At 72.0% G+C, this 15,754-nt stretch carries 10 protein-coding genes; 6 read left to right on the top strand and 4 right to left on the bottom strand.

The window, feature by feature from the left end:
* Positions 1 to 424 precede the first annotated feature (424 nt).
* A complete protein-coding gene (locus E4099_RS16675; RefSeq protein ID WP_135339859.1) occupies positions 425 to 1,834 on the bottom strand; it encodes a YncE family protein in 1,410 nt (469 codons plus the stop codon).
* Positions 1,835 to 2,325: 491 nt separating this feature from the next.
* On the opposite strand from E4099_RS16675, the gene E4099_RS16670 reads away from it, so the two are divergent.
* Positions 2,326 to 4,599, top strand: coding sequence for an MMPL family transporter (locus E4099_RS16670; RefSeq protein ID WP_135339858.1), 2,274 nt, complete (start codon positions 2,326 to 2,328; stop codon positions 4,597 to 4,599).
* Here the strand turns inward: E4099_RS16670 and E4099_RS16665 are convergent.
* From E4099_RS16665 to E4099_RS16655, 3 genes are all read right to left on the bottom strand, one after another.
* Positions 4,566 to 4,967, bottom strand: coding sequence for a VOC family protein (locus E4099_RS16665; protein WP_135339857.1), 402 nt, complete (start codon positions 4,965 to 4,967; stop codon positions 4,566 to 4,568). The two genes, E4099_RS16670 and E4099_RS16665, sit on opposite strands and share 34 nt — an antisense overlap.
* A 259-nt stretch (positions 4,968 to 5,226) precedes the next feature.
* Complete coding sequence (locus E4099_RS16660) at positions 5,227 to 6,414, bottom strand: PQQ-dependent sugar dehydrogenase (protein WP_135339856.1); 1,188 nt, start codon at positions 6,412 to 6,414, stop codon at positions 5,227 to 5,229.
* 105 nt (positions 6,415 to 6,519) lie between these two features.
* Complete coding sequence (locus E4099_RS16655) at positions 6,520 to 7,545, bottom strand: aldo/keto reductase (protein WP_135339855.1); 1,026 nt, start codon at positions 7,543 to 7,545, stop codon at positions 6,520 to 6,522.
* Between the two features lie 72 nt (positions 7,546 to 7,617).
* On the opposite strand from E4099_RS16655, the gene E4099_RS16650 reads away from it, so the two are divergent.
* The 5 genes from E4099_RS16650 (at position 7,618) to ilvC (ending at position 15,639) form a co-directional block, all read left to right on the top strand.
* Positions 7,618 to 8,586: a 2-hydroxyacid dehydrogenase gene (locus E4099_RS16650; protein WP_135339854.1), complete on the top strand. Its 969-nt coding sequence runs from the start codon at positions 7,618 to 7,620 to the stop codon at positions 8,584 to 8,586.
* 333 nt (positions 8,587 to 8,919) lie between these two features.
* On the top strand, positions 8,920 to 11,865 hold the full coding sequence (locus E4099_RS16645; protein WP_245244914.1) for a putative bifunctional diguanylate cyclase/phosphodiesterase: 2,946 nt from the start codon (positions 8,920 to 8,922) through the stop codon (positions 11,863 to 11,865).
* Positions 11,866 to 12,090: 225 nt separating this feature from the next.
* A complete protein-coding gene (locus E4099_RS16640; protein WP_135339852.1) occupies positions 12,091 to 13,974 on the top strand; it encodes an acetolactate synthase large subunit in 1,884 nt (627 codons plus the stop codon).
* An 18-nt stretch (positions 13,975 to 13,992) separates the two neighbouring features.
* Positions 13,993 to 14,517 carry an acetolactate synthase small subunit gene (gene ilvN, locus E4099_RS16635; protein WP_135339851.1) on the top strand — a complete coding sequence of 175 codons (525 nt, stop codon included), beginning with the start codon at positions 13,993 to 13,995 and terminating at the stop codon, positions 14,515 to 14,517.
* 123 nt (positions 14,518 to 14,640) lie between these two features.
* Positions 14,641 to 15,639: a ketol-acid reductoisomerase gene (gene ilvC, locus E4099_RS16630; RefSeq protein ID WP_135339850.1), complete on the top strand. Its 999-nt coding sequence runs from the start codon at positions 14,641 to 14,643 to the stop codon at positions 15,637 to 15,639.
* Positions 15,640 to 15,754: the final 115 nt, after the last annotated feature.

Raw genomic sequence — 15,754 nt, 5'->3', positions numbered from 1 at the left:
GGGCGGTTGCGACATCGGTAAGGCTCCTTCTCGCACGGACGCGGGGACCGCGCCGCATGATCGGAGCGCACCGGAGGACGCGCAGGCGGGCACGGGCCGATCCGGCCCGTGCCGGTTCACAAGTGCTTCGGGTTCGATCCTTACGGGGGGGGAATGCGGGGACAAGACGAAAAGCGCTGTCCCGTACTTCAGTTCAAGTGATCGGGAGAACAGATGGGGCGGGAGAAGGAGTCGCCGTCCGCATTCGATGGGCGTGGGATTGCCGATGGATTCTTGCGGAGAACGTCCGCGTGGCGATAGCCCTCGACCCGGAAAAGGAATTCCTTCGGGGATATGCCGGTTCCTGAGCGATCGCCTCGCGCCGGTGGTGCCGAGGGTGCGTCCCGGTGCCGGGCGCACGACCGGCCCGGGACGCACCGCGGTGTCATGCCTTGCCGAAGACCGCCGCGAGGGAGAGCTCCCTGGATATCAACGGGTCAGGGGCGGTGATCTCGGTCTGGCCGAGGTACATGCGTCCGGCCGCGTACCGGTACTGGCCGTCGAGTACGAACGCCAGCTCCACCTTGCCGATCTCCGAGTTGCTCCGCAGCAGCTGGGTCACCGCGTGGGTGCGGGGGTCGATCCGCCAGACCCCGCCGCTCTCGCCGAAGAGCTGGAACGGCTGGTAGGCCAGCAGGGCGCCGTCCTTGTCGAGGCCCAGCAGATGGAACTCGTCCCGCGGGGCGTCGGGAATCCGGTCGGTCGGCTTGCCGGTCTTCAGGCTGAAGGCGACGACCTCGTTGTCGGTGCCGTCTTCGGTCTCCTCGTAGTTCTGAGCGGTCGCGAGGAACAGCCTGTCGGTCGACGGGTCGACCACGATCTGCTGGCAGCCCTCCGTCAGCTCGCAGTCGGACTCGTACTCGTCGCTGGAGGCGCGGAAGCGGCTGCGAAGCTTGCCTTGGGCGGCGCTGTCGTCGATCGCCAAGAAGGCGGCGCGCCAGCCGTCGGGATCGCCGTTCGGCTGGGTGCGGACGACCAGCGGGTCGGTGGAGACCACCTGCGCGTAGCCGGTGCCCGGGGGAAGCTGGTAGGTGGACTTCGCCTCGCCGGTGCGGGGGTCGAGGGTCCGTACGTGCATGGGCGGGTTGTCGCCGTCGCCGCACTCGGTGACGGCGATCAGCTTGTCGCCGCCGGCGTATCCGACGTCCTGGCAGTCGCTGTCGCCGTTCGGCCTCCACAGCGGCCTGCCGTCCAGCGTCCAGGCCGCGCCGTCCTGGAACTCTCCGCCGGCGGCCACCGTGTCGCCGCTGATCGTCACCCCGCTGAACGACTGGGCGTGCCCGTCCCAGGCCACCACCTCCCGCTGCCACAGCAGCTTGTGCGCTCTCAGGTCGAGCAGGCCGACCCGGGTGCAGTCGGCGTCCTTTCCTGGTCCCTTGAAGACGATCGCGGTCCGTTCGTCCTCGGTGAGGTGCGGCCATGCTCGGCAGATCTCGCCGCTGAGCGGGATCTCCCACTGTGCCGGACCGCCTGCGAGCGGATAGCCGACGACCTTGCGGAACCCGCTCTTGACGAAGTTCCGGTCGGTCGTCCACATTCCGGCCACGCTCACCAGGTCCTCGGTGGAGGACACCTTGGGTTCCGGCACCGTGTACAGCATCCGCGCCTCGGGGACGTCCTTTCCGCCGTCGCCCCCGTCCCGGGTGGCGAACCAGATGCCGCCCGCGGCGAGCAGCACGATGGCGGCCAGGCCCCCGGCCATCGCCCCCTTGGACGCCGGGAACCGCCGACGCCGCTCGTCGCCGGGTGAGGGGGCGAGTGGCTGGACGGGGTGCGACGGGGACGGCTGAGGCATCGGTGAGGCTCCTTCTCGCACGGGAGGGGGCGCAGCCGTCCGGCCGGAGCGCACCGGCGGGCACGGGTCGACCCGGCCCGTGCCGGTCACAAGTGCGGTGTCAGATGTGATCATCCCGGGTGGGGGTTGCGGGTTCAAAGTGAAAACGGTTGTCCCGTACGTCAGTTGATGTAGGCGGGTGCGGGGCAGATGTGCCCGGGGTGTGTCGGGTGCCTCAGCCGTGCGGCGACCGCGGCCGGTCCGGGCTACGTGCCCCGTGGGCCCCTCCGTAGGGCAGATCACAGCGGCTCCGGGAACTGGCGCGGGCTGCTGTGGGGTACCCCACAAAAGGGACAAAGGATCTTTTCCGGGTGCCAGAGTGCAGGCAGGACCCGTCCGGCGGCCGGTGTGAACGGAGAGCCGGGGAACGGGCCCGCCTCTGCCCGACCGCATGTCCAGCGCCCTCGCCGGGAGACCGGCGGCGCGCGGTGCGAAGCCCGGAAAGCAAGGTCATGGCCGCACTCGCCCGGTGGTGTCTCAGGCGCCGCCTCGTCGTCATCGTGCTCTGGCTGGCCGCCTTGGCGGGTGTCGCCACCGCGGCCGCCGCCACCGGCTCCGCGTACTCGAACAACTACGACGTCCCGGGCACCGAGTCGGCCCGGGCCACCGCCCTGCTGGCCAAGACCAACCCGGCCGAGGCGGGCGACAGCGACACCATCGTCTGGCACGCCCGGCACGGCACCGTGCGCGCCGCCGACGTCGAGGAGCGGATGACCGCCACCCTGGACCGGGTCGAGCGGCTCCCCGGGGTGGCCTCGGTCAGCGGACCGTACGGCACCCAGAGCGCGGAGCGGATCAGCCAGGACGGACGCACCGCCTACGCCGTCGTGTCCTTCGACAAGCCCGCCTCGTCCCTGGACAAGAGCCAGGTGCAGCGGGTGGTGGACACCGCCCGCGCGGCGGCCGACGACAACCTCGACGTGGCCCTGGGCGGCGCCGGCATCGGGCTCACCGAACCGCGGGCCGGCGGACACCTGAGCGAGATCATCGGGATCTCCGCGGCGGCCGTGGTGCTCTTCCTGGCCTTCGGCTCGCTCGCCACCACCCTGCTGCCCATCGCCACCGCCGTGGTCGGCGTGGGCACCGCCTACGCGGGCATCGGGCTGCTCGGCCACGTCATGACCGTCGCCGACTTCGCGCCCATGCTGGGCCTGCTGATCGGCCTGGGCGTGGGCATCGACTACGCCCTGTTCATCGTCACCCGGCACCGCCGCGGCCTACGGCAGGGGCTGCCGGTCGCCGAGGCCGCGCAGCGGGCGGTCGCCACCTCCGGCCGGGCCGTGGTCTTCGCGGGTGCCACCGTGTGCATCGCGCTGCTCGGCATGCTGGTGCTCCGGCTGAGCTTCCTCAACGGGGTCGCCGTGGCGGCCTCGCTCACCGTGGTCCTCACCGTGGCCGCCTCGGTCACCCTGCTGCCCGCCCTGCTGGGCGTGATCGGCATGCGGGCGCTCAACCGCCGGGAACGCCGCCGGCTCGCCGAGCGGGGCCCGCAGCCGGAGGTGGCCACCGGGTTGGCCGCCCGCTGGTCGGCCTTCGTCGAGCGGCACCCCAAGCTGCTGGGCGGCATCGCGGCCGTCCTGATGCTCACCCTCGCCGCGCCCACGCTCTCCCTCCACCTGGGCAGCAACGACCAGGGCAACAACCCGGTCGGCAGCACCACCCGGCAGGCGTACGACATGATCGCCGAGGGTTTCGGGCCCGGCGTCAACGGGCCGCTGACGCTGGCCGCCGACATCAAGAGCGCCGGGGACCAGCTGGCCTTCACCCACCTCGCCGACACCCTGCGGCACACCGAGGGCGTCGCCTCGGTCAGCGGCACCCAGGAGGAGGGCACCACCGGCACCGGGGTGCTCACCGTCGTCCCGGAGACCGCCCCGCAGTCCCAGGCCACCTCCGACCTGGTCACGCACCTGCGCGAGGACGTGCTGCCCCAGGCCGAACAGGGCACCTCGCTCAAGGTGTACGTGGGCGGGCTCACCGCCGGCTACGACGACTTCGCCTCGGTCCTGATCGGCAAGCTGCCCATGTTCGTGGGGGTGGTGATCGCACTGGGCTGCGTGCTGCTGCTGCTCGCCTTCCGCAGCATCGGCATCCCGCTCAAGGCCGCACTGATGAACGTGGTCGCGGTCGCCTCCTCCTTCGGCGTGGTGGTGGCGATCTTCCAGTGGGGCTGGGGGAGCGGGCTGCTCGGTCTGGGCGCGCCCGGGCCCATCGAGCCCTTCCTGCCCGTGATCATGGTCTCGGTGCTCTTCGGGCTCTCCATGGACTACCAGGTCTTCCTGGTCAGCCGGATGTACGAGGAGTGGCGGCAGACCCGGGACAACCGGGTCGCGGTCCGCGTGGGCCTGGCCGAGACCAGCCGGGTCATCAACTCGGCGGCGGTCATCATGATCGCGGTCTTCTCGGCGTTCGTCCTCAGCGGTGACCGGATCATCGCCATGTTCGGCATCGGCCTGGCCGCCGCGGTCGCGCTGGACGCCTTCATCCTGCGGACCCTGCTGGTGCCGGCGCTGATGCACATGCTCGGCGGCGCCAACTGGTGGCTGCCCGGCTGGCTGGACCGCCGACTGCCCAGGATCAGCATCGAGCCGCCCGAGGACGCGGTCGCCGGCCCGGTGGAGCTTCCGGTGGAGTGCCCCGCACCGCCCCGCGCGGCGCTGCCGGCGGGCCCCACCGGGCGGCGGGAGCCCGCTCAGGACCGGGCCGGGGCCGCCCCGCTGCCGTAGGGGCGGGTGATGATCTCCATGTAGTGGCCGGACGGATCCTCGAAGTAGACGCCGTACCCGCCGTCATTGCGGTTGATCTCGTTGGGGCGGGACCGGTGCGGATCGGCCCAGTAGCCGGCGCCGGACTCCCGTATGCGGGCGAACATCGCCTCGAAGTCCTCCTCCGGCACCAGGAACGCGTAGTGCTGCGGGGTTATCGTCTCGGGGTCGACGGTCGCGAAGTCCAAGGTGACGCCGTTCCCGGTCTCGACCGGAACGAACGGGCCCCAGACGGCGCCGACCTTCAGCCCCAGGATGGTGGCCAGGAACTCGGCGGACGCCTGGCGGTCGCGGCAGTGGACGATGGTGTGGTTCAACTCGACGGACACGAGGGAATGCCTCCAAAAGGCACTCACGGGCACCTCCGCGCCTCACCCGGCCGGTGACCGGCGTGCGATGCCGTGCTCATGATCCTAAGTACCCCGGAATCGGGCTGTCACGACGATTCCCGGCCTTGGATCCCGGGCGTTCAAGGACCTCGTCGCGCCATCCGGCACCATGATTCCCAGCCGCGGACCTCGGGCCTCCAGGGGTCCGTCGCTCCACACCCGCCGAGCGCCCGCACCACAGGGCGGCTGGCGCCGCGGCTCAGCTGATCTCCACCTTGAGGATCCGGTCGTCCCCGCGGTGCGGCTTGCCGCGCCCGTCGGTGTTGCTGGTGACCAGCCACAATTCGCCGTCATCGGTGGCCACGACGGTGCGCAACCGCCCGTACTCCCTGGTGAGGAAGTCCTGCGGTTCGGCCACCGGCTTGGCGCCGCGCAGCGGGACGCGCCACAGCCGTTCGCCGTGCAGCGCGGCCATCCAGATCGACCCCTTGGCGTAGGCGATGCCGCTGGGCGAGGCCTGGTCCGGCTTCCACTGCTCGACCGGGTCGACGAAGCCCTCCCGGGTGGCCTTGGCGCCCCCCTTGCCCTCGACCTCGGGCCAGCCGTAGTTGCCGCCGGGGGTGATCAGGTTCAGCTCGTCCCAGGTGTCCTGGCCGAACTCGGAGGCCCACAGCCGCTTGTCGCGGTCCCAGGCCAGGCCCTGCACATTGCGGTGCCCGGAGGAGTACACCACCGAGTCGGCCTCCGGGTTGCCGTGCACCGGCTGGCCGTCCGGGGTCATCCGCAGGATCTTGCCGCCCAGCGACTTCGTGTCCTGGGCCAGCGCGCGGTCGCCGGTGTCCCCGGTGCCGGCGTACAGCATCCGGTCCGGGCCGAAGGCGATCCGCCCGCCGTTGTGCAGCGTTCCCTTGGGGATGCCGCGCAGCACCGTGTCCGGCGCGCCCAACTGCTCGCCGGCGGGCTTCTTCGGGTCGTACAGCATCCGGGCGACGCGGTTGTCCGAGGCGGTGGTGAAGTACGCGTACACCAGGTGGTCGGAGCCGAACTGGGGGGAGACCGCGATGCCCAGCAGCCCGCCCTCGCCCTCGGGCGCGACCCCGGCCACCGAGCCCAGCTCGGTCTTCTTCCCGCCCTCCCGGGCGATCCGGAAGATCTTCCCGGTGTCCCGGGAGGACACCAGCAGGTCCCCGTCCGGCAGCGGGGCCAGGCCCCAGGGGGTGTCGAGGCCGGTGGCGAGGGTGCTCACCACCTTCGCCGAGCCCTTGGCGGGGGCGGCGGGCACGGTCGGCGAGGGCTTCTCGGAGGACGGCGCCTGGGCGCCGTGGGAGGCGCCGCCGGTGCTGGGGCCGCCGGAGCGCCGGGTCAGCGGCTCCCCGCCGCCGGAACAGCCGGCCAGCAGCAGCGCGGCGGTGGCGAGCGCGGCGGCGGTCACACCAGGACGTCGCACGGATCGGTTCCTCTCGGTGGCGGCGGGGCCGGAAGGCGGCACTGGTTTCTTATACACCGGGCGCCCGGAGGAGACGGGTCGGCTCGCCTCCCGTGAACGCGGACGTCAGTCCCAGGAGTCCATGGCCGGCGGCAGGGTCGCTATCTCCGCCAAGTCTGCCGCGTCCAGGGTGAGTTCGCCCGCGCCGCAGTTCTCCGCCGCCCAGCGCTCCCGCTTGGTGCCGGGCAGCGGCACCACATGCCGTCCCTGCGCCAGCAGCCAGGCCAGAGCCACCTGGGCGGCGGTGACCCGCGGTCCGTGCCGCCGTGCCACCCGCCGCAGCCCGGCCACGATCGGCTGGTTGGCGGCCATCATCTCCGCGGTGAAGCGCGGATGCCGGGCCCGTACGTCCTCCGGCTCGAAGCCCTGACCGGGTGTCAGGGTGCCGCTGAGGAAACCATTCCCCAGGGGCATGGCGGCCAGGAAGCCCACCCCGCGCGCCGCGCACCAGGGCACCAGCGCCTCCAGCGCCTCCGGGGACCACACCGACAGCTCGGCCTGCACGCTGCTCACCGGGAAGACCTGCTGCAACCGCTCCAGCTGGCGGATCGTCGCGTGGTGGCCGCCGTGCCGCCCGCCGCCCTCGGCCGGGCCGCGCCGGTGGACCCGCCGGCTGCTCTTCTGGAAGGCGCACAGTCCCAGCGCCCGCACCTTCCCCGCCGCGACCAGCTCGGCCATCGCCCCCCAGGTCTCCTCCACCGGCACCTCCGGGTCGGGCCGATGCAGCTGGTAGAGGTCGATCACATCGGTGGACAGCCGGCGCAGCGAGGCGTCGCAGGCGCGCTTGACGTAGCCGGGGCGCCCGTTGGCCACGATGTGGCTCTCACCCACCAGCAGCCCCACCTTGGTGGCCACCAGGGCGTCCGCGCGGCGCTCCCTGAGCACCCGGCCCACCAGCCGCTCGTTGGTGAACGGCCCGTACATGTCCGCGGTGTCCAGCAGGGTCGCGCCGTGGTCGAGAGCGGCGTGCACGGCCCGCACGGAGCTCTCCCCGTCCCGCTGCGAGGCGGTGTACGCCCAACTCATCGGCATGCACCCGAGGCCGATCGCGCCCACCTCAAGCGCCGTCGCCCCGATTCTCCTGCGCTCCACCTGGCCTGCCCCTCCCGTTCGGGCACCCAAACTAACCTCTGGACCGGACCGCTCATCCCTTAGCCTCCTGGCATGAGCGCAGATCACCGCCCTGCCCCCCGGTCCGAACGGCCCCTGGTGTGGCTGCCCGTCCCGCTGGAGCAGCTCGGGGAGTTGCCCGAGGGGTTGGAGTACGCGTACTGGGAGGGCGGGCCCTACCCCACCGATCCGGCGCGCTGCGCCTTCTACTGCGTGCCGTACATGAAGGACCCCGAGCTGGTGCTGCGGCCACTGGCCCGGATGACCGGGCTGCGCGCGGTGCAGACGCTCACCGCGGGCATCGACCACATGCGGCCCGGCCTCGCCCTGATGCCGCCCGGGGTGCGGCTGTGCAACGCCCGCGGGGTGCACGACACCAGCACGGCGGAGCTGGCGCTCACCCTGACCCTGGCCGTGCTGCGCGGCGTACCCGGGTTCGTACGCGCCCAGGACGCCGGGCGCTGGGAGCCGGCCTTCCACCCGGCGCTCGCCGACAAGCGGGTGCTCATCGTGGGCTACGGGGCGATCGGCAGGGCGATCGAGGACCGGCTCCAGCCCTTCGAGTGTGAGCGGGTGGTGCGCGTCGCACGCTCCGCCCGTGCCACCGAGCGCGGTCCCGTGCATCCGGTCGACGAACTGCCGGCGCTGCTGCCCGAGGCGGATGTGGTGATCCTCTGCATGCCACTCACAGAAGCTACACACGGCCTGGTCAACGCCGAGTTCCTGGCGCGGATGAAGGATGGCGCACTGCTCGTGAATGTCGCTCGAGGGGCGGTCGTGCACACCGGGGCGCTGCTGGCGGAGCTGGAGTCGGGCCGGTTGCGCGCGGCCCTGGACGTCACCGACCCCGAACCGCTCCCGGCCGGGCATCCGCTGTGGCACGCTCCAGGGGTACTCGTCACCCCGCACGTGGGAGGTCCCTCATCGGCCTTCTGGCCGCGGGCCCGGCGGCTGCTGCGCGCGCAGCTGGAGCGGTTCGCGGCCGGTGAGCCGCTGCGCCACGTCGTCGCCACGACACGCTGATTCCGGCCGGCCGATCGGCCCACCCGCCACTGGCGACACGTACAGGCACGACATGTATGCGTTCCGTATTCATAGTAACGGTCGCCAATTACGCTCCGTAGATGACCTATGTCCCTGAGTGACCGGTTGGTGTATCGTCCCGATCGGGGGCCGCGCCGGTGACGGACGGTGGCGGCGAAGGACCAGAACGTGAGGGGGGCGACGGGCGATGTGCAGCCGATGGATCAACGACCCGACGCGAATTGGGCAACGTGGGCGACGAATCCGCGCCCTTGCGCCACATGCCGAACCCCGCTCCGGTGCGCGGCATGCGACATCCCGGAGGGCCGAGAGGTGAGCGCCGGCGGCGCGGTCCTCTCCGGTCCGCCGGTCACCTCCGGCGGTACGGCGGGGCTGCTGCGGCAGCTCGCCATCGCACTCGTCTGCAGCGGATACGCCATCGGGGCCGCACTCGGCTGGGGATCGGGGCGCACGGCAGCGGTGATAGGGGACTTCGGACTCAGCGTCGCCGCCCTGGCCGCCGCCGTCTCCTGCCTGTGGTACGGCCTGACCCGGGCCGGCCGCACCCGCCCCGCCTGGATACTCTTCGCCGCCTCCTCGGCCATGGCGGGCCTGGGCAACGGCGTCTGGGGCTGGTATGAGGTGGTGCTCGGCGCCGCCGTGCCCAGGGTGTCCCTGGCCGACTTCTGCTTCCTGCTCTTCGCGCCGCCCGCCATCGTCGGCCTTCTGGTGCTCGCCAAGCGCCCGGTGAACCGGGCCGGCTGGCTCTGCCTCACCCTGGACGCCTGGCTGATCGCCGGCTCGCTGCTCACCCTCTCCTGGAGCCTGGCCCTGGCGCACAGCGCCCAGCTCGGCCGGGACGGCGAGAGCGTGGCCCGCGCCGCCCTCTCCCTGGCCTACCCGCTGCTGGACATCGTGCTGGTCAGCATGGTGCTGGCGCTGCACCTGCGGCGCTCCTCGGCGAACCGGCTGGCGATCAACACCGCCATCGGCGGGCTCGCCCTGACCGTGCTGTGCGACGCGCTGTTCACCCTGCCCGTGCTGCGCGAGCACTACCGCTCGGGCCAGCTGCTGGACGCCGGCTGGTTCGCCGGCTCGGTGCTCCTCGGGTACGCGCCCTGGGCCGTTCCGACGCCCCGCACCGCCGACCGCCCGCCGCAGCCGCCGGGCCGCTCCGCCGCCACCCCGCAGCGCCCCATCGCGAGTTCGCTGGCCGCCCTGGCGCCGTACCTGGCCGCCGCGGTGTGCACCCTGGGCGTGCTCTACAACGTGCTGCACGGCCGCCCGGCCGACGGCATGGTGATCTTCACCGCCTGCGCGGTGGTGCTCGCCCTGGTCGTCCGGCAGGCCATCATGCTGCTGGACAACATCACCCTCACCCAGGAACTCGCCCAGAAGGAGAACTACTTCCGCTCCCTGGTGCAGAGCTCCAGCGATGTCATCATGATCGCCGCGCCCTCCGGCGTGCTGCGCTACGTCAGCCCCGCCGCCTCCGGCGTCTACGGGCGCGAGGCCGAGGAGCTGGTCGGCTCCGAGCTCTCCTCGCTGATCCACCCCGAGGACCTGGGCGCCGTGGTGCACGAGGTGCGGCGCTTCCTGGCCGCGCCGCCCGGCGCCGAGCCCACCACCCGCATCGAGTGCCGCTTCCGCTCCGGCAGCGGCGACTGGCTGAACGTCGAGTCCACCGTCAACCGCCACCACGGCGGGCTGATCTTCAACAGCCGCGACGTCACCGAGCGGGTCCGCCTGCAGGCCCAGCTCCAGCACAACGCCGAGCACGACCCGCTCACCGACCTGCCCAACCGCGCCCTGTTCACCAAGCGGGTGCGGCAGGCGCTGGCCGGCCGCCGCCGCACCGACGTGGGCACCGCCGTGCTCTACATCGACCTCGACGGCTTCAAGGCGGTCAACGACACCGTCGGCCACCAGGCGGGCGACGAGCTCCTGGTGCAGGCCGCCCGCCGGCTCCAGGAGTCGGTGCGCTCCGGCTCCGGCGACTGCGCCGCGCGGCTCGGCGGCGACGAGTTCGCCGCCCTGATCATCGGCGGCGGCGACGAGGACCAGGCCGGCCGCGAGTGCCGCATCCTGGAGATCGCCGACCGGCTGCGGGTGGCCCTCTCCCAGCCCTACCGGGTGGAGGGCGGCACCGAGGTGCGGGTCGCCGCCAGCATCGGGGTGGCCTTCGCCGAGCCGGGCATCGGCCCCGGCGCCCTGATGCGCAACGCGGACCTGGCGATGTACCGCGCCAAGGCCGGGGGCAAGAACCGCGTCGAGCTGTACGCCCCGCAGATGCAGGCCGAGGTGGCCCGCCGGGCCGAGCTGGCCACCCGGCTGCGCACCGCGCTGCACGACGGCGAGTTCGTGCTGCTGCACCAGCCCGTCGCCGAGCTGTCCGGCGGCCGGATCACCCATGTGGCCGCCCAGGCCCGCTGGCGCTCCGCGCAGGGCATCCTGTTCACCCCCGCCGAGTTCCTGCGGGTGGCCTCGGGCGGCCGGGGCACCGGCGCCGAGGAGGCCGCCCGGGCCGCGGAACTCACCCGCTGGATGCTCCAGGAGGCGGTCGAGCAGGCCGCCCGGCGCCGCCAGGCCGGCCACCCGCTGCCGGTCTCGGTACGGCTCCCGGCCGGCCGGCTGGTGGACCGCACCCTGCCGCCGCGCGGCGTGGAGACCCTGCTCGCCCGGTACGGACTGCCCTCCGGCGCGCTGATCCTGGAGCTGACCGACAGCGACCCCCGGATACCGCTGGACGAGTTGGAGCACCGCCTGGGCGCGCTGCGCCGGCTCGGGGTGCGGATCGCGCTGGACGGCTTCGGCAGCGGCTACGCGGCCCTGCGGGCGCTGCGCCGGCTGCCGGTGGACATCCTCAAACTCGACTCCGGACTGGTGGACGGGGTGGTGGAATCCTCCCGGCTGCACAAGATCACGTCCGGGCTGCTGCGCATCGCCGGGGACCTGGGGATGCAGTCCGTGGCGGAGGGCGTGGACCTGCCCGAGCAGGCCCTGGCGCTGCGCGCGATGGGCTGCACCCACGCCCAGGGCGCGGCCTTCTCCGGACCGCTGGACGAGCACCGGCTGCGCCGGGCGCTGGTCCGCGGCGGCTACCCGGTGCCGCGTGTCGAGGAGCCGGTACTGGTCGGCGGCGCGCTGCCGGTGCGGTACGCGGGCGGGGGCCATGGCGGGGTCCCCCACCTGGGAACCCCGCACGGGAGCAGGCGGCCGGAGGCGCACCCCCATCCGCCATTGCGCTCAAATAATGAGACGTCCGTCCCACCCACTTGACACCCACCCGGCGACGGGGAGAGGGTCGGAGCATGCGCACCCGACTTCTCGTAATTGGAAAGCGCGTCGACTGACACAGGGTCACACCGGCCCTGCGGACCACTCGACGCGCTCCCCTCGCTTGCCTCCCGGCACGAGGGGTTTTTTGTTGCACCAGAACCGCCAAACCGCCGTAAAACACCCCTACGGGGCCTCGCCCCGAACACCCTCGTCTTCGAGAAGAGAATGCAGATGACCGAGCAGGCCTCCGGGTCCCACCATCCGCAGCCGCGGGCCCGTAGCGGCAGGCAGCAGCCCGCCAACGTCGAGCACGTCACGGGTGCGCAGTCCCTCATCCGGTCGCTCGAGGAGGTCGGGGCCGACACCGTCTTCGGGATCCCCGGCGGTGCCATCCTCCCCGCGTACGACCCGATGATGGACTCCTCGAAGGTCCGCCACGTCCTGGTCCGCCACGAGCAGGGCGCCGGCCACGCGGCCACCGGCTACGCGCAGGCCACCGGCAAGGTCGGCGTCTGCATGGCCACCTCCGGGCCGGGCGCCACCAACCTGGTCACCCCGATCGCCGACGCCCACATGGACTCGGTCCCGATCGTCGCCATCACCGGCCAGGTCGCCTCGCACGCCATCGGGACGGACGCCTTCCAGGAGGCGGACATCTGCGGCATCACCATGCCGATCACCAAGCACAACTTCCTGGTCACCCGCGCCGAGGACATCCCCAGGACCATCGCCGAGGCCTTCCACATCGCCTCCACCGGCCGCCCGGGACCGGTCCTGGTGGACATCGCCAAGGACGCCCTGCAGGCGCCCACCACCTTCTCCTGGCCGCCGCAGGCCGACCTGCCCGGCTACCGCCCCGTCACCAAGCCGCACGCCAAGCAGATCCGCGAGGCCGCCCGCCTGATCACCCAGGCCCGCCGCCCGGTGCTGTACGTCGGCGGCGGGGTGCTGAAGTCCGGGGCCACCGCCGAGCTGAAGGTGCTCGCCGAGCTCACCGGCGCCCCGGTCACCACCACCCTGATGGCGCTCGGCGCCTTCCCGGACAGCCACCCGCAGCACGTCGGGATGCCCGGGATGCACGGCTCGGTGGCGGCGGTCACCGCGCTGCAGAAGTCCGACCTGATCGTGGCGCTCGGCGCCCGCTTCGACGACCGGGTGACCGGCAAGCTGGACTCCTTCGCCCCCTTCGCCAAGGTGGTGCACGCCGACATCGACCCGGCCGAGATCGGCAAGAACCGCGAGGCCGACGTGCCGATCGTCGGGGACGCCCGCGAGGTCATCGCCGACCTGGTGGTGGCGGTCCAGGCCGAACTGGACTCCGGCCACGCCGGCACCTGGGCGCAGGACCGGTACGCCGACTGGTGGCGGGTGCTGGACCGCTGGCGGGAGACCTACCCGCTCGGCTACGACCTGCCCGAGGACGGCAGCCTCTCCCCGCAGCAGGTCATCGAGCGGATCGGGCAGCTGGCGCCGGAGGGCACCATCTTCGCCGCGGGCGTCGGCCAGCACCAGATGTGGGCCTCGCACTTCATCTCCTACGACCGGCCGGCCACCTGGCTGAACTCCGGCGGCGCCGGGACCATGGGGTACGCGGTGCCGGCGGCGATGGGCGCCAAGGCCGGCATGCCGGACCGCACCGTGTGGGCCATCGACGGCGACGGCTGCTTCCAGATGACCAACCAGGAGCTGGTCACCTGCGCGCTGAACAACATCCCGATCAAGGTCGCCATCATCAACAACGGCGCCCTGGGCATGGTCCGCCAGTGGCAGACCCTCTTCTACAACCAGCGCTACTCCAACACCGTGCTGCACTCCGGCCCCGGCGCGGAGGGCACCGGGCCTACCGAGCCGAGCCGCGGCACCCGGGTCCCGGACTTCGTCAAGCTCGCCGAGGCGATGGGCTGCGTGGCGCTGCGCTGCGAGGACCCCGCCGAGCTGGACAAGGTCATCGCCGAGGCCAACGCCGTCAACGACCGGCCGGTCGTGGTGGACTTCATCGTCCACGAGGACGCCATGGTCTGGCCCATGGTCGCCGCCGGCACCTCCAACGACGAGATCCAGGCGGCGCGCGGCGTCCGCCCGGACTTCGGCGACAACGAAGACGACTGAGGAAGGCGACCGAAGGCCATGTCCAAGCACACGCTCTCCGTGCTGGTGGAGAACACCCCCGGCATCCTCGCCCGGATCGCCGCGCTCTTCTCCCGCCGCGGCTTCAACATCGACTCGCTCGCCGTCGGCGTCACCGAGCACCCCGACATCTCCCGCATCACCATCGTGGTGAACGTCGAGGAGCTGCCGCTGGAGCAGGTGACCAAGCAGCTCAACAAGCTGGTCAACGTGCTCAAGATCGTCGAGCTGGAGGACGCCTCCGCGATCCAGCGCGAACTGGTGCTGGTGAAGGTCCGGGCCGACAACGAGACCCGCTCCCAGATCGTCGAGATCGTCCAGCTGTTCCGCGCCAAGACCGTGGACGTCTCGCCGGAGGCCGTGACCATCGAGGCCACCGGCAGCAGCGACAAGCTCGAAGCCATGCTCAAGATGCTGGAACCGTACGGCATCAAGGAGCTGGTGCAGTCCGGCACCATCGCCATAGGGCGCGGCGCCCGCTCCATCACCGACCGGAGCCTGCGGGCCCTGGACCGCTCCGCCTGACCCAGCGGCAGCCCTCCACCGGCACCCCGGACCGGATGGCGAGACCCCGCACCCGGCCCCACCCGCCCGTCATACGGTGGGGCGTACAACCCGAACCGCACCCATTGCTAGGAGATACCCCAAGTGGCCGAGCTGTTCTACGACGACAACGCCGACCTGTCCATCATCCAGCGCCGCAAGGTCGCGGTCCTCGGCTACGGCAGCCAGGGCCACGCCCACGCGCTGTCGCTGCGTGACTCCGGGGTCGACGTGCGGGTCGGCCTGCACGAGGGTTCGACCTCCAAGGCCAAGGCCGAGGAGCAGGGCCTGCGGGTGGTCACCCCGGCCCAGGCGGCGGCCGAGGCCGACGTCATCATGATCCTGGTCCCGGACCCGATCCAGGCCAAGGTCTACGAGGAGTCCGTGAAGGACAACCTCAAGGACGGCGACGCGCTGTTCTTCGGCCACGGCTTCAACATCCGCTTCGGGTTCATCAAGCCGCCGGCCGGCGTGGACGTCTGCATGGTCGCCCCCAAGGGCCCCGGCCACCTGGTCCGCCGCCAGTACGAGGAGGGCCGCGGCGTGCCGTGCATCGCGGCCGTCGAGCAGGACGCCACCGGGGGCGCCTTCGCCCTGGCCCTGTCCTACGCCAAGGCGATCGGCGGCACCCGCGCCGGCGTCATCAAGACCACCTTCACCGAGGAGACCGAGACCGACCTCTTCGGCGAGCAGGCGGTGCTGTGCGGTGGCACCAGCGCGCTGGTCAAGGCGGGCTTCGAGACCCTGGTCGAGGCCGGCTACCAGCCGGAGATCGCGTACTTCGAGTGCCTCCACGAGCTGAAGCTGATCGTGGACCTGATGTACGAGGGCGGCCTGGAGAAGATGCGCTGGTCGGTCTCCGAGACCGCCGAGTGGGGCGACTACGTCACCGGCCCGCGGATCATCACCGAGCAGACCAAGGCGGAGATGAAGAAGGTGCTCGCCGAGATCCAGGACGGCACCTTCGCCAAGAACTGGATGGACGAGTACCACTCGGGCCTGCCCAAGTACAACGAGTACAAGAAGGCGGACGGCGGCCACCTGCTGGAGACCACCGGCAAGGAGCTGCGCAAGCTGATGAGCTGGGTCACCGACGAGGCGTAGCCTCCCTCCGGAGGGCGGCACGTGGGGGCCGGTCGATTCGGCACCCGGTGACGTGCCTGAGCGTGTTCTAGTCGCCCACCCACCCGTTCGGGTGGGTGGGCGACTAGAACACGCT

The sequence above is a fragment of the Streptomyces palmae genome, from assembly GCF_004684805.1.
Lineage (GTDB): Bacteria > Actinomycetota > Actinomycetes > Streptomycetales > Streptomycetaceae > Streptomyces > Streptomyces palmae.
The sequence above is the reverse complement of the archived record's forward strand: the minus strand, read 5'-3'. Positions and strand labels throughout refer to the sequence as shown.

Excerpts from the sequence above, each read along its gene's own strand:
- E4099_RS16675 (WP_135339859.1), bottom strand. The coding sequence starts at position 1,834 with ATGCCTCAGCCGTCCCCGTCGCACCCCGTCCAGCCACTCGCCCCCTCA.
- E4099_RS16670 (WP_135339858.1), top strand. The coding sequence starts at position 2,326 with ATGGCCGCACTCGCCCGGTGGTGTCTCAGGCGCCGCCTCGTCGTCATC.
- E4099_RS16650 (WP_135339854.1), top strand. The coding sequence starts at position 7,618 with ATGAGCGCAGATCACCGCCCTGCCCCCCGGTCCGAACGGCCCCTGGTG.
- E4099_RS16640 (WP_135339852.1), top strand. The coding sequence starts at position 12,091 with ATGCAGATGACCGAGCAGGCCTCCGGGTCCCACCATCCGCAGCCGCGG.
- ilvN (WP_135339851.1), top strand. The coding sequence starts at position 13,993 with ATGTCCAAGCACACGCTCTCCGTGCTGGTGGAGAACACCCCCGGCATC.